This window comes from Myxococcales bacterium (assembly GCA_016703425.1).
Classification (GTDB): Bacteria; Myxococcota_A; Polyangia; order Polyangiales; family Polyangiaceae; genus JADJCA01.
Map to the genome: position 1 here is coordinate 836996 of JADJCA010000002.1, position 19597 is coordinate 856592.

The 19597-nt window shown below is 67.6% G+C and carries 22 protein-coding genes; 7 read left to right on the plus strand and 15 right to left on the minus strand.

Annotated elements, in window-relative coordinates; genetic code table 11:
• Positions 1-47 precede the first annotated feature (47 nt).
• The gene (locus IPG50_09970; GenBank protein MBK6692516.1) at positions 48-566 is read left to right on the plus strand and encodes a DUF1801 domain-containing protein; all 519 of its coding nucleotides are present in this window, start codon (positions 48-50) and stop codon (positions 564-566) included.
• 58 nt (positions 567-624) lie between these two features.
• Here the strand turns inward: IPG50_09970 and IPG50_09975 are convergent, their stop codons facing one another.
• Together IPG50_09975 and IPG50_09980 are read right to left on the minus strand one after the other, a co-directional pair.
• Positions 625-1236, minus strand: a complete 612-nt coding sequence (locus IPG50_09975) for a pyridoxamine 5'-phosphate oxidase family protein (GenBank protein ID MBK6692517.1) — start codon at positions 1234-1236, stop codon at positions 625-627.
• Between the two features lie 84 nt (positions 1237-1320).
• Complete coding sequence (locus IPG50_09980; protein MBK6692518.1) at positions 1321-2052, minus strand: carboxymuconolactone decarboxylase family protein; 732 nt, start codon at positions 2050-2052, stop codon at positions 1321-1323.
• A 125-nt stretch (positions 2053-2177) separates the two neighbouring features.
• Here IPG50_09980 and IPG50_09985 point away from each other — a divergent pair, with 125 nt between their 5' ends.
• The gene (locus tag IPG50_09985) at positions 2178-3098 is read left to right on the plus strand and encodes a LysR family transcriptional regulator (protein ID MBK6692519.1); all 921 of its coding nucleotides are present in this window, start codon (positions 2178-2180) and stop codon (positions 3096-3098) included.
• Positions 3099-3219: 121 nt separating this feature from the next.
• Here IPG50_09985 and IPG50_09990 read toward each other — a convergent pair whose 3' ends face one another.
• From IPG50_09990 to IPG50_10010, 5 genes are all read right to left on the minus strand, one after another.
• Positions 3220-3852 (minus strand): hypothetical protein, encoded by a 633-nt coding sequence (locus IPG50_09990; protein ID MBK6692520.1) that lies wholly within the window; start codon positions 3850-3852, stop codon positions 3220-3222.
• Between the two features lie 340 nt (positions 3853-4192).
• A complete protein-coding gene (locus IPG50_09995; GenBank protein ID MBK6692521.1) occupies positions 4193-6037 on the minus strand; it encodes a hypothetical protein in 1845 nt (614 codons plus the stop codon).
• Between the two features lie 59 nt (positions 6038-6096).
• Positions 6097-6537: an SRPBCC family protein gene (locus IPG50_10000; GenBank protein ID MBK6692522.1), complete on the minus strand. Its 441-nt coding sequence runs from the start codon at positions 6535-6537 to the stop codon at positions 6097-6099.
• Positions 6538-6561: 24 nt separating this feature from the next.
• On the minus strand, positions 6562-7338 hold the full coding sequence (locus IPG50_10005; protein MBK6692523.1) for an SRPBCC domain-containing protein: 777 nt from the start codon (positions 7336-7338) through the stop codon (positions 6562-6564).
• 32 nt (positions 7339-7370) lie between these two features.
• Entirely contained in the window at positions 7371-7787 is a 417-nt protein-coding gene (locus IPG50_10010) for an NUDIX domain-containing protein (protein ID MBK6692524.1), read from the minus strand.
• A 71-nt stretch (positions 7788-7858) separates the two neighbouring features.
• Here IPG50_10010 and IPG50_10015 point away from each other — a divergent pair, with 71 nt between their 5' ends.
• Positions 7859-8758, plus strand: coding sequence for a hypothetical protein (locus tag IPG50_10015; protein ID MBK6692525.1), 900 nt, complete (start codon positions 7859-7861; stop codon positions 8756-8758).
• A 6-nt stretch (positions 8759-8764) separates the two neighbouring features.
• Here the strand turns inward: IPG50_10015 and IPG50_10020 are convergent, their stop codons facing one another.
• Both IPG50_10020 and IPG50_10025 read right to left on the minus strand, forming a co-directional pair.
• Positions 8765-9502: a response regulator gene (locus IPG50_10020; protein ID MBK6692526.1), complete on the minus strand. Its 738-nt coding sequence runs from the start codon at positions 9500-9502 to the stop codon at positions 8765-8767.
• Positions 9503-9590: 88 nt separating this feature from the next.
• Positions 9591-10016: an SCP2 sterol-binding domain-containing protein gene (locus IPG50_10025; GenBank protein MBK6692527.1), complete on the minus strand. Its 426-nt coding sequence runs from the start codon at positions 10014-10016 to the stop codon at positions 9591-9593.
• On the opposite strand from IPG50_10025, the gene IPG50_10030 reads away from it, so the two are divergent.
• On the plus strand, positions 9964-11499 hold the full coding sequence (locus IPG50_10030; GenBank protein MBK6692528.1) for a GAF domain-containing protein: 1536 nt from the start codon (positions 9964-9966) through the stop codon (positions 11497-11499). The two genes, IPG50_10025 and IPG50_10030, sit on opposite strands and share 53 nt — an antisense overlap.
• A 194-nt stretch (positions 11500-11693) precedes the next feature.
• The gene (locus IPG50_10035) at positions 11694-12326 is read left to right on the plus strand and encodes a hypothetical protein (protein MBK6692529.1); all 633 of its coding nucleotides are present in this window, start codon (positions 11694-11696) and stop codon (positions 12324-12326) included.
• Positions 12327-12331: 5 nt separating this feature from the next.
• Here IPG50_10035 and IPG50_10040 read toward each other — a convergent pair whose 3' ends face one another.
• A complete protein-coding gene (locus tag IPG50_10040) occupies positions 12332-12988 on the minus strand; it encodes a hypothetical protein (GenBank protein MBK6692530.1) in 657 nt (218 codons plus the stop codon).
• 301 nt (positions 12989-13289) lie between these two features.
• A complete protein-coding gene (locus tag IPG50_10045) occupies positions 13290-14471 on the minus strand; it encodes an amidohydrolase (protein ID MBK6692531.1) in 1182 nt (393 codons plus the stop codon).
• Between the two features lie 96 nt (positions 14472-14567).
• Here IPG50_10045 and IPG50_10050 point away from each other — a divergent pair, with 96 nt between their 5' ends.
• Positions 14568-16100: an FAD-dependent oxidoreductase gene (locus tag IPG50_10050; protein MBK6692532.1), complete on the plus strand. Its 1533-nt coding sequence runs from the start codon at positions 14568-14570 to the stop codon at positions 16098-16100.
• Positions 16101-16149: 49 nt separating this feature from the next.
• On the opposite strand, the gene IPG50_10055 is transcribed toward IPG50_10050, so the two are convergent.
• From IPG50_10055 to IPG50_10065, 3 genes are read right to left on the minus strand one after another with little or no spacing between them, the layout of a single operon-like run.
• Positions 16150-16638, minus strand: a complete 489-nt coding sequence (locus IPG50_10055; GenBank protein MBK6692533.1) for a DsrE family protein — start codon at positions 16636-16638, stop codon at positions 16150-16152.
• 38 nt (positions 16639-16676) lie between these two features.
• A complete protein-coding gene (locus IPG50_10060) occupies positions 16677-17240 on the minus strand; it encodes a carboxymuconolactone decarboxylase family protein (GenBank protein MBK6692534.1) in 564 nt (187 codons plus the stop codon).
• 2 nt (positions 17241-17242) lie between these two features.
• Positions 17243-17875 carry an SMI1/KNR4 family protein gene (locus tag IPG50_10065; GenBank protein ID MBK6692535.1) on the minus strand — a complete coding sequence of 211 codons (633 nt, stop codon included), beginning with the start codon at positions 17873-17875 and terminating at the stop codon, positions 17243-17245.
• Between the two features lie 102 nt (positions 17876-17977).
• Between IPG50_10065 and IPG50_10070 the strand changes: the two genes are divergently transcribed.
• Entirely contained in the window at positions 17978-19141 is a 1164-nt protein-coding gene (locus tag IPG50_10070; GenBank protein MBK6692536.1) for an FAD:protein FMN transferase, read from the plus strand.
• 85 nt (positions 19142-19226) lie between these two features.
• Here IPG50_10070 and IPG50_10075 read toward each other — a convergent pair whose 3' ends face one another.
• A complete protein-coding gene (locus tag IPG50_10075) occupies positions 19227-19433 on the minus strand; it encodes a hypothetical protein (GenBank protein MBK6692537.1) in 207 nt (68 codons plus the stop codon).
• Between the last annotated feature and the right edge of the window lie 164 nt (positions 19434-19597).

Genomic DNA, 19597 nt, shown 5'->3' on the forward strand with positions numbered 1-19597 from the left:
ACTTGGCGGAGTTGAGATCGAGCATCGACTCGGCATAGCCTCGGGCTATGGGTCAGAGCGCCGAGGTCAACGCGTGGTTCAAGCGCTACGAGAATCCGATGAAGCCGGTGGTCGAGCGGCTCCGCGCCATCGTCCTTGGTGCCGACCGACGCATCGAGGAGTGCATCAAGTGGCAGGCGCCGACGTTCACGTACCGCGGGAACATCGCGAGCTTCTTTCCCAAGAGCCGGCAGCACGCGAGCCTCATGTTCCACATGGGAGCGCGCATTCCGGGCGATCATCCGCGCCTCGAGGGGACCGGTGACACCAGTCGCGTCCTGAAGATCGGCAGCGTCACGGACGCGAACGCGGCGAAACGAGACCTCGAACGTCTCGTGCGCGCGTGGTGCGACTGGCGCGACTCGGTGGAGCGAGAGCCGCAGGCCAAGCGACAGAAGCCGGCGGCCAAGTCGCGGGCGAAGAACGCTGCCAAAACGGCGGTCCCTAGGAAGAAGGCCACAGCCGCGCCGCTTAGCAAAAAGGCCAAGGGCAGCGCGCGCAGGCCAACAGGTCGGCGCGCCGGTTAACCGACCCAGCGCCAAGCAGCGCGAGCCACAGGGTCGCGCGCCACGCCCGAGGCTCTCGCTAAGGCGACCTCCGAGCGAGCTCCGCCTCGAGCTCCGCGATACGTCGGTCGCGCGACTGAAGTGCCGCGGCCACGTCCTCGGCTTCGAGCCTCTGGGGGATGTGCTGGGGGCAGTTCGCGTCCCACGCCGAGACCTCGATGACGAATGCGCGCTCGACAACGGCGTCGTAGGCCGGCGACGAGAGCTTCGTCAGCAACGCGGCATCGCCTTCGACGACCCGGGCCTCTCCCCAGATCTTCACGCGGCTCTGGTGCGCGTAGTCGATCAGAAAGAGGTGCGCCTTCGGGTTGTCGACGAGGTTGCCCATCGAGATGTACTGGCGGTTCCCTCGATAGTCGGCGAAGGCGAGGGTGTGGGGGCCAAGGACGCGCAGGAAGCCGGGCGGACCGCCGCGATGCTGAATGTAGGGTTGACCGTCGGCGTTGACCGTCGCCAGAAAGAAGCTCCTCTGTTCGGCGATGAACGCCGCGAGCTCGTCGTCGATCTCCGTCGCCCAGCCCCTCCCCTGCTCCATGCGGGCATAGGCGCTGCGTGACCCGAGGCGCTTCTGGATCGCCTTGACGGCCGGGGTAAACGCGATGTCGCTGGGCGGCTGTTTGGCGGCGGGCATGGTGTCCTCCGGTAGAGACGAGCGCTGGTGACCGAGCGACCCAGGAAGCGGTCGCTCGGTCTCAGCAAGGTGCAGCAGGGCGGCTCACTTCTTCAGCCGCGGCCAATGCGCGTCGGCCTTGTCGCGGAAGCTCACCGGGTCGGCGTCGAACATCGCTTTGGCCTCGGGGCTCGAGAAGCGGAACGTTCGCCCACCGTGCACCGTCCGCGACGTCGCGTCGGAGGGCACGCGCTCTCCCATCGAGACCGCCACGGCGCAGAGGTCGCCGTACTCGGCCCGCGGGGTGATGGCCGGGAAGTCGACCGCTGTCCCGAGCGCCGAGTTGACGTAGTTGGTCAGCGTGTTGAGCGCGACGTGCGCGAGAATCTCGACGATCTGGCCGTCGTCGTAGCCTGCGGCCTTGACGAGCTCGACGTCGGCCGCGGCGACGTGGCCACGGGCGCGGACGACCTTGGTCGCGAACTGAAGCGCGGCTTCGGCCTTCGCATCGCCCGACTTTCCGGCGCGGTTGGCGTCGATTTCCGCGTCGTCGAGGTGCGCGACGTTCTTGGCCAAGTAGGAGTGCGCCGAGAGGCAATACGCGCAGCCGTTGGTCTCGGCGACCGCGACCGCGATCCGCTGACGGGTGCGCCCATCGAGCCGCCCCTTGCCGAGGGCAGCGCTCAGCCCGAGGTAGCCGTCGAGCGCGGCGGGACTGTTGCCGATGAGCCGAAACATGTTGGGGACGCTGCCAAGCTGCTTCTTCACGGCCTCGAGCAACGGCTGAGAGGCGGCGGGCGACGTTTCGATGGAGGCAGGCGTCGGGATGCGGGACATGGCGGTTCTCCTTGGCGGTCGAAAGCGGGGGTTCATCTCCGCTGCCCCACGAAGATGAGTCATCTCGGCTTCGTCAACAATGCGCGCATCTGTCATTACACTCGTGCTACTTCTGCAATAATTCGATGGACCGCTTGGACGCGATGAACGTGTTCGTCACCGTCGCGGATCTTCGCAGCTTCGCCGCCGCCGCGCGTCGCCTCCGGCTCTCGCCCTCGCGCGCGACGCGGCTCGTCGCCTCGCTCGAAGACCTTGTCGGCGCGCGCCTCTTACAGCGCACCACGCGTTCGGTGACGCTCACCGACGCCGGCTCGCGCTACCTCGAGAGGGCGCGACGCATCCTCGCCGACGTCGCCGAGGCGCAAGACGCGGCGCAGGCCGAGCGCACCGCGCCGACCGGCCGCTTCGTCGTGGCGGCGCCAAACGTCTTCGGGCGGCTCCATGTAGCCGCACTGCTGTGCGCGTTCCTCCAGAAGTACCCGGCCATCGTGGGAGAGCTGACGCTGTCGGATCGCAGCGTGAATCTGGTGGAAGACGGCGTCGACGCGGCCGTAAGGATTGGTGTCCTCGACGACTCGAGCCTCGTCGCAAGGACCGTCGGCGCAACGAGGCGCGTCATCGTGGGCGCTCCCAAATACCTCGCGAAGAAGAGGCTCCGCGCCGTGGGCGACGTTGCGCATCACGACGTCATCCAATTCACGGGGATCAACGCCTCGCCCGAGTGGCGCTTCTTTCATGAGAAGCGATTGAGCCGCGTCTCGTTCGCGCCGCGCTACGTGACCAACAGCGCGGACGCGGCCATCGGCCACGCAGAAAGCGGCGGAGGCCTCACCATGGTGCTCGCCTACCAAGTCACAGACGCCATTCGCGCGGGAAGGCTTCGCGTCGTCCTCCGCGAGTTCGAGCCTCCGCCGCTGCCCATCCACATTCTGTACCCAAGCACGAGGCTCCTCTCAGCCAAGGTGCGTGCGTTCATCGAGCTGGTGACCAAGACGTGCGACTGGTCCTTCGTCGAGCTGGAGGGCCCCCGCGGCACGCGCCAGTAGTCGTGCAGTCGTTGTCGCAGGTGCCACCGCGTGCGCGTCTTTGTCGTCGTTGCCGTTCAGGACGAATCGCCGGTTCGTGTCCGATCCGAGTCGAGACTCTCGAGCATCGGGCCCTCCGACGTCAGCCTGCGTCGCGCGGGAGCAGCAGCACCACGTCGGCGCCTAGCCACTCCATGAGCTCGTCGGCCATGTTCGGGTTTGCGCCGCGTCGGATCAAGGCCGCGCGCAGGTCGGCGGGCGGTGTGGACCGCGGCATGCTGCGCTCGTGGAGCGCGTCGGCGCCCCCCCTCTGCCACCGGCGCGGCAGATAGGAGAAGGCTCTCTTGGCGCCCTGCGTCAGGTAGTCGGTCAGCGAGTCGAAGACGACGAGCTCCTCGACGCTCCACACGATCTTGGCGGGCCTTCCTGCGGGGAGCACGTACCAGGCCGCTTGGCCCGTTCCTTCGCCGTCGCCGTCCACGAGGAGCATGTCCTCTTCGGGGACGACCGCGCCATCGAGCTCCATGTAGGCGCCGTCGTCGAACGCTTGCAAGGAGAGGTACAAAAACCCCGCGAGATCGTGGTCCTTGTCTCGCAGACGGTAGGAGAGATTGAACGCTCCGGCCTTCGCCGCGAAGGCGCGCGCATCCTCCGGGTATCGCTGGCTAACCGACTCCACCGGCTCGATTGTCAGCGGCGTCGTGAACTCGAGATCGTTGCGGCTCGAGAAAAGCTCCGCCCACGCTTTCAGCCTGTCGAACAACGAGCTTTGCATGAAGGGGACCTACGCGGCAGACCACGACGATCTCCGTTGCGGCACGGTTAAGTCCCCAAGGATCTTCCGAACGCGCCGTCGGGCTCCTGCTCCGGCTCGCCGAGTTGGGCGCCCACTCCCACAGCTCAGCCCCTGCGCGTAGCCAAACTGAGACTCTGTCACGAGGCGTTCGCCGCGCGCTCCTCCGACCTCGGTCTTCACCTGCTGATCGAAGCGAGCGAACGTAAACCCGGCGTCGAGGCGGCTCTGCTCTTGCCGGCATGGCAACGAGGAGCGAGGTCGCCGCCAGACCGAAGGCCCGCGCGAACGCGAGCCATTCGTCCCTTCCTTCGCGGGGACGTCACTTCTTCGTCGTGCACGCTGGTCCGGCGCCGCTCTCCGCGCCCGGATAGGTGCATTCGACGATCCCTCCCGGTCCGCTGACCTCGAGCTTGATCGTGCGGTCGGCGTGCTGGGTCGTCGCGTCACACGGCGGGTGCGGGTGCGCCCAGGTCATCTTGACGTTCGCGTTCGCGTCGTTGATCGGCGCGCTCGGCCCCTGGGGAGCCCACGTCGCGCAGTCCGGGCCGCTCCAGGTCGTGACGACGGACTGCCCCGTCGGGTTCGTGATCTGCGCCGAGTAGTCGGTCGTGAAGAGCTGCTGCGTGAAGATCGCCTGGATGGGCGCGACCGAGAAGCCGAGCTGAACGCCGCCGCCGTCGGGCGGGGTCGGACAGGGCTCGACCTTGATCGTGAACTTGTCCTTGATCGTCAGGATCCCGAGGTCGCTCCGGCCCCAGAACGAGCTGCGAAGGGAGGCGTTCGAGGTCATGGTGAGGTCAATCGTGAACGTCTTTCCCGCGTCCTGGGGTTGCGCGAGGTAGTCGAGCTCCCACTTTCCGTGGCTCTTCACCTTGAAGGTGGCTCCGGGCGGCAACGTCGCGGGGTCGGCTTCGATCGTGTAGTCGTTGCAAACGGGGCCGTCGCAACACGGCATTCCACTGCAATACCGGCCAGTGAACTCAAAGGCCGTCGTCCCCGCAGGATGCACGACCGTGCCGTAGAACGGCATCGTGAGACGATCGTTCGGGTTCATTGTGATCTCGCGCACGTACTCGGTGTTCCGGAACTGCTCGAGCGGCACTGACGCGATGAGCTCTTGCTTCTTGTCGATGGCTCCCTTGCCCACGGCGTCGAGCAAGAACTCGGTGAATCCGACGCAGCTGAAGCTGGAGTAGAGCGTGAGCGGTCCGCCGACCTCGAGGTAGGGCCGCCCGATCAACGCGCGCGCTCCCGTCGCCATGGCCAAGCGTTGCTGCGCATCGAGCCCGCCGCTTGGGCGCTTCGCGCCAAGGTAGAAGTGGGCGTCGCCGGTCTTGGTCCCCTGCTTCTTCACGGTGATCATCGTGTTGGTTTCGGGGTCGAGCTCCTGCGTCTCGACGTCCTCGAGGAAGTGCTTTCGCACGGCGGGCGCCGTCGCTTCCACGACTTCGTCGACGAAGCCAGGGCTGCAGGCAGCGCCGCGGCCGCCCGTGAAGAGCCCCACATGCCCGGGCTGCCAGTTCGGTCCGCCACCGATCGTGGTGAGGACGAAGAGCAGATCCCCTGGCAGCAGGTACTTCGCCGGGATGTCGGTCACGAGGTACATCGGGCTGTCGACGGCGATCGCGAGCAGGTAGAAAGTGAAGTGCGGGACCGCATACGCGAGCTCCCCGGACCTCACCGGCGGCTCCTCGGCGAGCTTGGCGAGCTGGAGCTTCGAGATCTCGCTGTTGTCGGTCTTTGCCTCGTGCAGCGTGCTGTGCACCTGCATCGTCACCTGCGCCGCCTCGAGGCGCTCCTGAGGAACCTTGGTGCGGAGCTTGGCGGGCACCGTGAAGCGGAGCCCTTCCGGCTCCAGGTAGTAGTAGCGAAGCTGCGTTCCGTCGGTCTTCTCGTAGCGCACGAGCGTGGCCTTGATGGCCGTGCTCGCGCCGAGGGCACCGGGAGGGATCTCGAGCGTCGTTCCGTCCTGGAGCTCCAGCGTTCCGCCCTCACTCCCCACGGACTTCTCCACGGGAGGAAAAGCGATCCGCGCCCCGGTCGGCGTTGGCGCGACCTGCGGGGCCGGCGTGTCGTCACCTCCACACGCGATGACCAGCAAGAGTGCGGCAAAGAGCGCCAAGGCCCGACGGACGTACGACCGCTTCAAGTTCCCCACCACCATGCGGCAGAGACTAGCCGCGATTCTGGCGCCACGACACTCAGCGGGCGCGGTGCTTCGCTTCACGCTCGCTCGAGCAAGACCTTCAGTCGCGCCAAGTCCTTTCGATTCGCTCGACGCATCGCGGACGCCATGAACGGGGCGGCGAGCCGCGAAAACCCGCTCGGCTCGCCGCGGTTTCGCAGCGTCATGCGCGTGCGTCCCTCACCGATCGGCTCCCAGGTGTAGGTAGTCTCCATGGGGAACGGCCCATCCGCCGTTCGCATCATCAGACGCCGGCCGGGAACGAAGTCGATGATCTCGTAGGTGTAGGCGAGGCGCCGGCCCAGGAAATGGGCGACGAACGCGATGCGCGAGCCGACAGCGAGCGGCGGTGAGCTCTTCCACTCCACCGCCTTGATGTTCACGTACCACTGGGGCGCGTTGGACGGGTCGCCGGCATACGAGGCAACAAGGTCGAGCGGGCGCTCGACCTCAACCTCGGTGAGAACATCAACCGCCATGCTCGTCGTCTCCTCTTCGCCGAGTCAGGCGGCGCTGGGCGGAATGACGAGCGGCTTGCCGGTTTCCAAGAGCGTCTTGAGCCCCGACAAGATCGGGTTCCAGCCGGTGCCCACGCTCTTGTAGGTGCTGGTCTCGCCGTCGAAGTCGTCGTGGGTGAGCGTGAGCTTGCAGACCTCGCCGCGCGGCTCGATCTCCCACGTGACGCGTGAGGCGCGATCGTCTCTCGACGCCGGGTTGTGCGCCTGAATGAACGTCGTGACGAGGCGCTTGTGCGGGACGACTTCGAGGACCTCGCCGTCGATGACGGTCTCACCCTTGCCGTTCACGTATTGAATCGGCGAACGCTTCTCAAACGAGCTCTTCACGCTGGTCCCGTAGAAGTACTTTGCCGTCAGGTCGGAGTTCGTGATCGCCTCCCACAACTTCTCGGGCGTCGTGCGGATGTAGATTTCGTAGACGTGCTTCGGGCTGTTGGGCTTGGTCATGTCGTCGCTTCCTTCCAGTTGGTTCTTGAGGCTCGCTAGCGCGCGGGTAAACGGCTGGGCGTACTTGCTCGTCCAGCGGTCGAAGATCCGCTGGATGGGAACGGGGTTCAAAAAGTGCAGCTTCTCGCGCCCCGCCTTGCGAGTGGTCACGAGTGAGGCGTCTTCGAGGACGCGGAGGTGCTTCATCACACCGAACCGCGTCATCTCCGGCAGATGCTCTTGAAGCTCGCCGAGCGTCTGCCCGTCGCGCTTGAACAGCTTGTCTAGAAGGCGTCGACGGCTCGCGTCCGCGAGCGCCTTGAAGACCTCGTCCATGCCCGCCTTATATGTGACCAAAAGGTCACCTGTCAAGCATCGAGACGGCACGGGATGTACGCCCCGCACGGCAGCAGCGGCGTCCCGGCTTCGTAGCGCTCGATCCAGGCGAGCACCTCGGGATCGCGGAGCGGCATCGCCAAGAGCTCCGCCTTCGTCTTCCACGCCGCGCTCAGCGTGTGGCGATCGGGCCTGCGCTTCGGCGGCGTGTTGATCGCGAGGTAGCCCACGAACACGAAGCGCATCCGGCTCACCTCGTGCTGGAAGGCGAGAACGCCGCGGAGCCCGATCATGACGCCGGCCTCCTCCGCCGTCTCTCGCACGCACGCGGCGAGGAGGTTCTCGCCGGGCTCAACGCGCCCGGCGGGCAGGTACCAGGTACCGTCTTTCTCCTCGACGACGAGATAGCGACCATCCTGCGGCACCACCACGAGTACGACGTGTCTCATGCCGTCATGGTGCCTCGCCGATTGGAGCAATCCACGCATCCTTTGCCTATAAATGATGCACGATACGCACCATGCTCTATCCGGGTGATCTGCTGCTCCACCTCGAGTCGTTTGCGACCCTCCTCGCGGAGGTCCGTCGCGGCCGACCAGGCGCGTTCGAGGCAAGCGCGCGCATCCTCGGGGTCGATCGCAGCGTCCTTCGCCGCCGCATGCGGACACTCGACGAGTGGATCGGCGCCCCGCTGCTCCTTGGCCGCGGGTCGGGCCTCCGCCCGAGCGCCGTCGGGGTTCGCCTCGCCGAGCGCTCCGACCGCCTCGTCAGTGGCGCAAAGCAGCTCCACGCCGAGGTCGTCGCCGTTCGCGAACGCATCGTCATCGGCTGCACGGGCACGATCACGACGGAACTCCTCCCGCGCGTCCTCGTCGAGCTCGAGCGCCGCCCGCGCCCCGTCCAGCTCGTCATCCGCCGCGCCGGCGGCGCGCTCTGCGAGTCCCTCGTCCGCGGCCGCGACGTCGATCTCGGCGTCGTCCGGGCGAACGAGCCGCCCGCATCGCTCGCGCACACCCACCTCACCGACGATCGCCTCTGGTTCGTCGTCCCGAAGGCGCACGCCCTCGCGAAGGCACCGCGCCTCACCCTCGCGCAAACGGCGAGCATCCCGCTCGTCCTCTACGGCGAGGGCTCCCGTACGCGCGCGCGTGTGATGGATCGTCTCGCGCCGCACGGCGCTTCGATCCGCGTCGAGGTCGAGGGCCGCGCCGCCGCGCTCGAGTACGTACGCGCGGGCATCGGCGCCACGTTCCTCTCGCTCCTTCCGGGCCACAAGCCAGACGCGCGCGGCGTCCACGCCACCGACGTCACAAGCCTCTTCGGCCGCTCCCGCTTCTGGATCATCGGACGGAAAGATCGGTGGACCGATCCGACCGTCCGCGCCGTCGTCGCTCAGCTCACGTCACGACGAGATCGTTGAACCAGGCTACTTTCCCGGCTTCTTCGCGGGGGCTTTCTTCGCGGGCGCCTTCTTCTTCGGCGCCGTCTTGGCGGGCGCTTTCTTCGCAGCCTTCGCCGGCGCTTTCTTCGCGGGCGCCTTCGCCGCCTTCTTGGCGACCTTCGCCTTCGGCGCGGCCTTCTTGGCGGCCTTGACGACGGGCTTCGCGGCCGCCTTCTTCGCGGGCTTCGCCGCGGGTGCGGGCGCCTTCTTGGGCGCAGCCTTCGTTGGGCCGGCGGCCTTGGTGGGCGCCGCCGTCTTCGCCGGAGCGGCAACCTTCGCGGGACGCGCCGGCGCGTGGACGCCGTTTTCGCGGTGACGCGGCACCGAGTCGCGCTGCGGCTTGCGATCCGCGAGGACCGTCCGGACCTTGCGATCGAGCTCCGCGAAGTCGAAGGGCTTGTCGATGTACTCGTCGGCGCCGTAGAGCGGGCTCGTGAGCTCGTTCAAGCGCTCACCGATGCCGGTGAGCATGATGACGCCGGTGTGCGCCAAGGAGACCTCTTCGCGGATCTTCTTGCAGACTTCCCAGCCGCTCATCTCCGGCATGCGGACGTCGAGGACGACGAGATCCGGGAGCTTCTCGCGGGCGAGCTTCCAGGCCTGTTCGCCGTCGGCGGCCTCGACCACGTCGAGACGCGGATCGAAGGAGCGCAGGTGACCCGCGACGATGTCGCGCATCTGGGGTTCGTCGTCGGCGACAAGCACGAGGGGAACGGAAGCCATGGTGACGGGCATTGTCCGCACCAGAGGGCGGATGCGTCAAGGCTTATGGCGCGCTTTGTCTGCGCGCCTCGTGGGCGAGTCGGGTTCGCTACTCGTCTCGGAACTTCGTATCGACGCGCGCCGCCGACTCGACGAGCTCGCGGTTCGAGTGCACGTACTTGACGAGCGTGGGCATGTTGCCCTTCGTCACCTTGAGCTTGCCCTGCATCATGGCCTTGATGGGGTCGAGCTCGCGACGGATGACCTGCTTCCACTTGGCGTAGTCGGCCTCGATGACGAAGGGCGCGTCTTGCGCATCTTTTGCGGGGAGGAGCTTCGTCATCCGGCAATCGCCCTGGTGGACGTCGAGCCACATGGCGAGGTCTTCTTCGATGCCCAAGGCGGCGTCGGCCTTGACGACCATGACCACGACGCCATGGGTCCAGTCCTTCGAGACGGCCTTGTAGTTCGCGTTGGCGTTGATGGCGTCTTTGTACGCGGCGACCCACTCGGGCGAGGGAAAGGGAATCGGCATGGGGTTCCTCTCGGAGGCGGAACGCACCATACCTCAACCGGCGGCGCGGATGAACGGTTGCGCGCTCTCCAAGCTCGGAGCGACGGGGTGCCCCGGGCCAACACGGGGGCCACGTAGGCGCACACGGATTGGCCGAGAGCGAGGTAGACTTGGAGCCTCGATGGTTCGAGCGTCGGCGAAACCCCACGTCCACGAGCGCGGCGTCGCGCGCCTCGACGGCGTCATCGAGTTTGTCCGCTTCTCGGCGCGGCCAATGCCTCTCGTGACGTTGCTCGACGAAGCCCCGCGACGCATCGCGGCGATCTTCAACGCCGACATTTGCTCGCTGTACCTGCTCGAGGGCGAAGGCACGCTGGTGATGCGCGGCAACGTCGGCTTCGACGGCAAGGGCCTCGGAAAGGTGCGACTCGCTGTGGGCGAAGGCATCACGGGGCTCGCCATCGAGTACCAGCGCCCGATCTCCGCCGACCGCGCCGAACAACATGCATCCTACAAGCACTTCGCGGACCTCGGCGAGGAGCGGTTTCCTGTGTTCCTCGCGATCCCCGTGGTCGGAAAGAGGGGCCCGCTCGGCGCCGTCGTGGTGCAGCGAAAGAAGACGCCCTTCACGGAGGCCGATGTCGAGCTCTTGATGGCGCTCGGCGCGCAGATCTCCGCCGGCGTTCGGACCGCCGAGCTTCTCGACGGCGCGCGCTCGTCGCACCCACCGAGGCGCGCCGGCGGCGGCACGCGCAAGGTCACGCTAACGGGCCGGCCCGAAGTCGGCGGCCGCGCCCTCGGCGCCATCGCTGCGCTCCGGAGGCCGGCGCACCGCCAGGGCGACTTGCCGAGCGAGGGCCCAAGTCAGGACGTTCGGCGGCTGCGCGGGGCCTTCGACGTCGCCGCGAAGTCCGTGGAGGCCTTGGCGCGGCGCGCCGAGTACCTCGGCAAGGGACGCGACGCGATGTTTCTCGGGACCTACGTCGAGATCTTGTCGGACATGCGCTTCCGCGAGCGGGCCCTCGAGCTCGCCGGCACCGGCATCGGCCTCGGCCAAGCGCTCAGCCGCGTCGCGCGCGAGGTGACGCGGACAGCCGCGACCATCAGCGATCCCTTCCTCGCGGAGCGGGCGCGCGACGTCGAAGATCTTTGCGACGCGCTGGTGATGCTCGCGGCGTCGGACAAGCGCGCCGAGATGCCATCGAAGGCGATTCTGATTGGCGACGGCCTCACGGTCTTCGACTTGCTCATCACCGCGCGCGCCCAGCCGGTGGGCATCGCCCTCAGCGAGCGCGCCCTCGCGGCGCAGGGTCCGCGCACCCACACGCTCCTCGAGCTGCTCGACATCCCTGCCATCATCGACGTCGAGGGGCTCTTCAAGTGGGCCTCCGACGGCGACATCGCGCTCTTGGATGGCGATCACGGCATCCTGGTCTTGAACCCCACGAAGAGCGAGGTGGCCGTCTTGCGGCAGGAAAAGCGCGACGAGCGCGCGGCCCACTGAACGGTCGTTCGTCGTCGGCGTTTGGCAACGCGGGCGCCATGAAGGGCCCCGTCGAGCGCTCGGCCAGCCTATTTTTGCCGCTCCGAGCGTACCGAGGTGCGACGGAGACTCGCCTTTAGGACGCGCACCGGCAATCTTCCTGATTCACCCAAGAGGCGCCGCGACCGACGTGTCGGACGCCCATGACGTTCGCGATGAGCCAGCCTGAAGAAGACCGCACCGCCGAGCACCGCGAGCTCCCTAACCTCGGCGACGAGAGCGGCGACCGCGACAGCATCACAGACGTGCACGGCACGGTGGCTCGCTTCGAGATGGCCTACTCGCCCGATCCGGGCACGCGGCACGCCTTCGGCCCTCCCCTGTCGGTGAAGCTGCCGTCGTTCCTTTATCTCGGGGTCGCCGTCGTGGCGGCGGTGCTCGTGGTCATCGCCTACACCTCATCGTCGGCCTCGACGCTCTTTCGCTACATCGTGGAGGGCGACAAGCACCGCATCCTGAGCGCGCCGGGCTTCGCGCTTATCCTCGTCGCCAGCTCCATCGGGAGCGTGGTGCGGACGCACATGCGCGGCGTCGTTGTGACGAGCGATGGCCTCGAGACTCGAACGCTCATCACGCTGGGCCTGCCCCGCGTTCGCAAGTGGGCGTGGCCGCAAGTCGACCGCATCCTCGTCGACGACGGCAACAACGTCTTGATTGAGCTCTGGGACGGTCGCTACGAGCGACTGCCCGATGTGGATCGGCGCCAACACCTCGCCGAGCTGATGCAGCAAGTCGCCGCGGCGCGGCGCATTCAGGTGACGCGGCTGAAGGATCTGGCGCGGTCTTAGGCGCTTCAAAAACTTGACTGGTCACCACAGTGCGGAACGGAGAAGGTGACCTCGGCGGAGATCGCTCCCGGCGGCTTCAGCTTCGGTCCGTCTAGCGAAAGCGTCCCGCTCACCACGTTCCCCAGCTTGCGCCCCGACGCCGTGAGCGTGGTGGGGACGCTAAAGAACGGCAGTCCGCCGCCAGCCTGAGGCAGTTCGTAGAACACATCCACGCTGGCCTTCTGGCCGGCGATGCCGTGGATATGGACATGCGCGAGCGACCCGAGAGGAGCGGAGTTCCCGGGGCTCTTGAAGACGCCGTGCGGGTGCAGCCACGTGGTCAACCAAACATTCAGGTCGCCGCCGCGAAACGTGTCGTTGAACGCAAAGCCGTCCACGAGTGTCAGCGTCGACGCATCGGGAAGCGTGATGGTACCGGAGACCGATGCGGCTGTATCGCAGCTTCCGGCGGGAGCAGGCGGTTCGGGCGACTTGCCGCCGTCTCGAGCCTTGACCGGCGAGGGCTGCGCTGGCGGCGCGCCGCTTGGGTTCCCGGCTGGGACATCCTGCGGCGCGCCGTCGTCGATCGCGGGGCGCGGTTCACCGGGCATCTCGCCTCCCCCACCAGACGAGCAGGCCACCGCGAACGCCAAGAGACCGAGGGCAGGGAGCGCAGGCTTCATCCTTCCGATGAGAGCAATCCCCGCACCAAGGCGACGAAGGAGGGACGAGGCGCCCGGCAACCACTCGATCTACATGGGCCTATCGTGCGGATGCGATTCTTCGCCGCGGGAAAGTCTCACACCATCCGGGATGTTGCTGTCGTCTAGGGTCCTCACGCTTGTCGACGCGACGCACTGACGGGAGCGTCTCTACTCCTCAGACCACGACGGCATCGCAGGCACGCCAGGGCGGCGCACTTCGAACCGGGGACGCGGCATGCTTTTGGCCCGGGTGAGGTTGCCGTCGTTAACGCGCGCGCCTCTACGCGCCGCCCGTCTCGTATTCCGCGCGCGCTTTCTCTCGCAGGCCCGCGTCGGAGAGCACCTCGAGGGCCGTTCGCGCGAGGGCCTTGGCGGCGACGAGCGCCGTAGCGATGCCGCGCTCGCTCTTCGCGGCGTCGGCGAACTCGCGCGTGTGACACAAGCAGGCGCCTTCGTCGACGATGGCGAGCCACGGATGGATGGAGGGCACGGCGTGCGAGACGTCGCCCATGTCGGTGCTCCCCGCGCCGACGCGCGCGTCGACCTCGCGCGGCGTTCGGCCGAGCGCTGACGCATGGGCACCAAAGGCGCGGGCCAGGGCGAGGTTGTTCTGCATGTCGGCGTAGCCACGTCGCTCGTCCACAGCGATGGTCACGTCGCTCGCCATGGCGGCGGCACGCGCGCATCGCTCGACGATGGCGCGAACGCGCGCGAGCTCCTTCGTGTCTTTCGCGCGGACGCTGAACTCGCACTCGGCGCGTTCGGCGATGATGTTCACGGCTTGCCCGCCGTCGATGACGTAGCCGTGGACGCGAACGCCGTCGCGAAAGTGAACGCGTTGACCGTCGATGAGGCGGAAGGTGTCCATGCACGCCGTGAGCGCGCTCTGCCCTTCGAAGGGCGCGATGGCCGCGTGGGCCGGCTTGCCGCCGAAGGTGAAGCGAATCCAAAGATTGGCGAGCGCCGGATGCGCCAAGACGTCGCGGTCGAAGGGATGAACCATCATGGCGGCGGACACGCCGTCGAAGACGCCGGCTTCGAGCAGCTTGATCTTGCCGCCGCCGCCCTCTTCCGCGGGCGTGCCCACCAACAGGATCTCACCCCCGAGCGCTTCTGCGCTGCCCGCGGCCGCGAGGAAGGCGCCAACGCCGGCCGTGGCGATGAGGTTGTGCCCGCAGGCGTGCCCGAGCTCGGGCAGCGCGTCGTATTCGGCGAGGATCGCCACCTTGGGCCCGCCACGTTTTCCCGCGCGCGCGAGGAGCGCCGTGGGCAGAGCGCCAACGCCGGCTTCCACCTCGTGACCACGCGCGCGCAAGAGCTCGCTGATCCACGCGGCGGCCTTGTGCTCTTCGAAACGAAGCTCGGGGTGCGCGTGAATGCGGAGGGCGAGCTCTTTGAGGTCAGCCGCGCGTGTTTCGACTTCAGCGTCCACAGACGCGATCACACTCGGAGAGAGAGCCATGGCGCCGATGCTACCTTCTGGCCGACGGAATTCACCGCGTGCTTTCGCCCGAAAGAGCCCTTCGCAGCGCCGCGAAGCGCGGCATAGTGTCGGACCGTGACTCGGGCAATTCTCTCGCGTCGTCGTGCCTTCGAAGGCCTCATTGCAGCAGGCCTCGTTGGACCGGCGGCGTGCACGCCCGCTCGCAGCCCCGCTCACAATCCCGTGCGTGCTCCGGTCCGATACGACGCGGCGAACCAGCGAAAGCACATCGTCGTCGTTGGCGCGGGCATGGGCGGTCTCGCGGCGGCAATTCGCCTAAACGAGCTCGGCTTTCGCGTGACCGTGCTCGAACGCTCGCCGATTCCGGGCGGCCGCGTGTCGTCGGTGCCCGTCGCCGGCTTTGCGGTCGAGGCCGAGGGCCGCCGGTACGACAAGCTTCAGGACGTTGGCGCGCAGTTCTTGAACGATCGCTACGGGACGCTCTTCTCGCTGCTCAAGCAAAGTGGCGCGTCGCTTTCGCCTTTGCCGCTATCGACCAGGAGCGCGACCTTGCGCGGCGGCAAGGCTCTCGTCGTCGACGGCGCCCGCCCCTTCACGCTCGTGGACAGCGGCCTCGTCGACTTCGCTTCCGCCGCGCGCGTCAAGGTCGCCTACGACCTCGCGGAGTACAGCGTGCGCGACCTGCCGCTCGACGACTTCGCCGCTTGGAGCGCCTTGGATCGCGGCACGGCGCGCCAGTGGCTGGATGAACACTACGGAGACGTCGGCGCGCGTTACCTCGGCGATCCGGCCATCGAGACGCTCTTCTTTCATCGCCCCGAGGAGACGTCGAAGGCCTTCTTCCTCTGGCTCATCGCGAACCATGCGGCCGCGAACCAATGGCTCACGTTGGCCGGCCACACGGCGTCGATCCCAGCGGCCTTCGCTCGCGCGCTCGTCGCGAGGAAGGTCGACGTGCGTTTCCTCGTGGTGGCCGTCTCCGTCGCCGAGGACGGACCGGCGGCGCGCGTGCGGGTGCAGCTCCGCGATGGGGGCGCGCTCGAGGCCGATGGCGCCATCGTCGCGACGCCGGGCCCCGTGTCGCGTCGCCTGCTCGCGAAGCCAACGGCAGCGCAAGCGGCGATCGTCGAGGGCGGTTACGCGTCGACGATCGTCGTCAACTTTCACTGCGAGCGGGCCTTCGCTCCGCTGCACCGTGAGGGTGCCATCGGCGGCATCAACGTTCCCGCGGTCGAACGACGCGGCGTCATCGCGGGGCTCTCCGTGGAATCAGGCAAGTACCCCGACGCGGCGCGCGAAGGCACGCTGCGCGGCCACGAGATCTACGGCCTGCACCTCACGGACGCCGGCGCCCGACGGCTCCTCACCGAGTCCGACGACGCCATCGCACGAACGGTGCGCCGCGAGCTCGACGGATACTTCCCGGGCATCCTCGCGACGGAGCTTGGCTGCGTGGTGAAGCGCTGGGAGCATGCCATTCCACTGTCGCCGCCGGGCCGCGCCATCGCCCTCGACGCGTTCTGGCGCGAGCAACACGACGGGCCGGGGCGCATCCTCTTGGCGGGAGACCAGACGACCTTCGCGACGCTCGACGCCGCGGCGCGCTCGGGCGTGGTCGCGGCCGAGGCCCTGGCGAGGCGCGCTTGAGAGGCGAACCACCTGACGCTCTCCTCGCGTCCCGCACTCGGGGTCGGTGCTACGGCCGAAGGTACGTGTAGCCCTGCTCCTGCAGCTCCATCAGCCGCACGACGCCGCCCTTGTTGGCGATGCTGCAGCCCTTCACCAGCTGCTCCTTCGGCAGGTTTTGCTTCGTCATCGTGTTTCCGCAGATGGTGAGAACGAGGCCGTCAGCGACGAGCTTGTCGATGAGCCCGCGGAGGTCGGCGTCCATGCCCTCGGCCATGAACGTCTTGACGGCGGGGCCGTGGGCCACAAGCTCCATCGCGCCGATGTCTTTCCAGCCAACACCCTCGGCGTGGTTCTTGATGTTCGTGAGGACGAACTTCGCCTTGTCGGCCCCCGCTTCCGAGAGGTGATAGACGACCTTGTGCTTCTTCGGTGCGTCGGGCGCATGCGTCACTTGGACGATGCCCGGCTCTTGCGGGGCCGATGCCGCGGCGCCGCCACACGCGGCGGTCATGAGCGAAACAACGAGAGCAGGCCAGAGCGACGGAGCGAGGTTCATTTGGGCATGGTCGCGAGGCCCGCGGGCCAGCACAAGGGTCATTGCGTGGTCGGGCTGGAGATGCCGCATTCGCCGCCGAAGAAGCCGGCGGACGGAATGCCCAAGCCCTGATTGAGGCGCGCCCAGTAGTTCACCTGCGCGATGGTCGTCGCCAGGACCACGATCTCGCGCTCCGTGAAGTTTGAGCGAAGCGCACCGGCGAGGTCGTCGTCGACGATGACCGGCGTTTCAGAGAGAGCGCGTGCGAAGCGCACGGCAGCGCGCTCGCGGGCCGACGCTTGGGGCAACTCTTGGCTCGCCAACAGCGCCCGCACCTCTGCGAGCGCGACCTTCGCGCCCTCGTGGTTGGCGGCGTTCATGTCGATGCAGAAGGGACACCCCGTCGCGACGGAAGCGGCGACTCGCACAAGTTTCAACGTGCGCGTCTCAAGATCGGAGGGGCCGTGAGCGGCCATGGCTTCGAAGAGCCCGCTCGCGATGGCGCCCTTCGGGTAGTGGCTGAGGACGCGCGCCGGCAACGGATCTTTTCCCGCGATGCGTCCCGCCAACCACAGCGCGGGGCGGAGGTACCAGGGAGACTTCGGCGGCGGGGCGATGAGCACGCTTAGAGATCGTCCAACGCAAGCACGTCATGCGGCTGCGACTGGATCCATTGAAGCGAGGCGGCGAGGTACTGTGCGAAGGACGTGGCGACGTAGGTCATCTCGTCGGGGTCGTGCGTGAACGCGATGATCTGCCCCGGGCGGCCGCGTTTGCTTGGCGACGCGTCGACAAGGAGCACGAGCGTTCCGCCGCCGAAGGACGCGAAAGGCAACCAGCCCGGCTGGTACCAGCCCGGAGCGATCCGCGGATCGCGCTCCTCGGGGTCTTCGTAGCCCTCGTATTGCGGAGCGCGCTTCGCAAAGCTGGCGCGCTCCTTGATGGCCTCGCTCACGCTCAAAAACTCGTAGCCCGTCATGAACCCGGGGCGCGAGAAGAGGTTGTGCTCGTAGCCGTCGCTGGTGCGCCACGCGGCGCCAAGCTCGCCTGGCACGAGGACTCCGTTCAGGGACGCGAGCTTCGCGAGCGCCGTGGCCTTCGCCGGCTTCCGCAACTCGAGCGATGCGCCATGGTTCGACGCGAGCGCGCGAATCCCGTCGAGGTAGTCCGCGAACGACATCGTCGCCGCGGTCTTCGCCTTCGGTTTTGTTCTCGCGTTCGTCTTCGGCTTCGCCGTTCGCGTCTTGGGTTGGACCACGCACGGCACTTTAGGTGACGGGGACACGACAGACCAGCGCAGAGCCCGGCGCCGCGACTCAGCCGGTGCCCGCGCGCGAGGCTTGGGATATAGAATTTCGCCATGGCGAAGCCTCCTCGAGAGCGCCTCCTCTTCGCGGCCCTTGCGTCGCTCCTCTGCGCCGGTTGTCCCGATGCGCCGCCGCTCGTGGAGGCCGCGGCGCCGAGCGCGCGCAACGCCCCGGTCCCCAGCGACGCCGGGTCAGCGACGGCAACGAGCGAGCCGGCGGCCGTCGACGCAGCCGCGGCTCACACGGCGCGCGTGCGCGTGACCGGCGAAGGCAAGGCGATGGGTACGCACCTCGCGTTCGCGGCCTACACGAACGACAGGCTCGACGAAGCGGGCGTGCGCCGCGCCTTCGATGCGGCCATCGCCGAGATGAAGCGTGTCGAAAACTTGATGACGACGTGGCGCGAAGACGCGCAGCTCGCGAAGGTCAACGCGGCCGCCGGCAAAGGGCCCGTCGCCGTCGACGCGGAGACGCGGCACGTCATCAACGTGGCGCTTCAAACGAGCGTCATGTCGCAGGGCACCTTCGACATCACCTTCGAGAGCCTGCACGGCCTCTGGAAGTTCGATCAAGATCTCGATCCGACGCCGCCCACGGCCGCCGCCATCAAGGCGCTCCTCCCCCGCGTGAACTACAAGTTCATCAAGGTCGACGACGACAAGGGCACGGTCTTCATCACGAAGGCCGGCACGAAGATGAGCCTCGGCGGCATCGCCAAGGGTTACGGCGTCGATCGCGCCGCGAAGGTGCTCAAGGAAGCCGGCCTCGACTCCTTCTATGTCCAAGCCGGAGGCGACCTCTACACCGCGGGGCGAAAGCCCGACGGCAGCGAGTGGTCGGCCGGCATCCGCGATCCGCGCGGCGAAGCCGGCTCGTATTTCGGCCGTCTCCTCGTGTCGGACCACGCCTTCAGCACCGCCGGCGACTACGAGCGCGCCTACGTCGTCGGCGGCAAGCGCTACCACCACATCATCGATCCGCGCACCGGCTACCCGGCCACGGCGTGCCGCAGCGTGACCATTTGGGCGAAGACGGCGCTCCAGGCCGACGCCATCGACGACGCCGTCTTCATCCTCGGACCCGAGCGCGGCATCGCGCTCGTAGAGACACTCGACGACGTCGGCGCCGTCGTGGTCGACGCGAAGAACAGCGTGTGGATCTCCAATCGGCTGAAGGGGAAGCTCACGATCGACCGCGTGCCGAGCGAGGGGCTGTAGGGCGAACGCGGTGCGGGTGATGGCGACGCCCGGCATGGCAGGCCGGGCATCACCGAAGCGCGATGCGACGCTCTCTCGACGCAGATCAGGTCGAACCGATGTCGATGAGGCTCATTCCTTCCGGTGCGCTCGCGTCGGGGACGACCATGTCGAAGCCGTGCCCGTTTCGGAACGTGTCGCCGATGCTCGCGTAGTCGTCGCCGTCGTCGTCGGAGCCGCCGCCGGATACCGACTCGAGGTCGAGCTCCGCGAGAGCCATGAGGGTCATCGAGTCGCTGGAGATGTTGTGCATGTGGAAGACCTCGTAAGGGCGGCGAACTTGCCGTCGGGGCAACATGAGCAAAGAGAGCGCCACCGGCGCGAGCGCGCTCGAGCCTGCGCTTCGCCGCGAAACTCCCGCGGCGGCGCCGCGGCTCCGGCGGTCGCCGCGGGGCGCCACGGTTCGGTCCGGCGGGA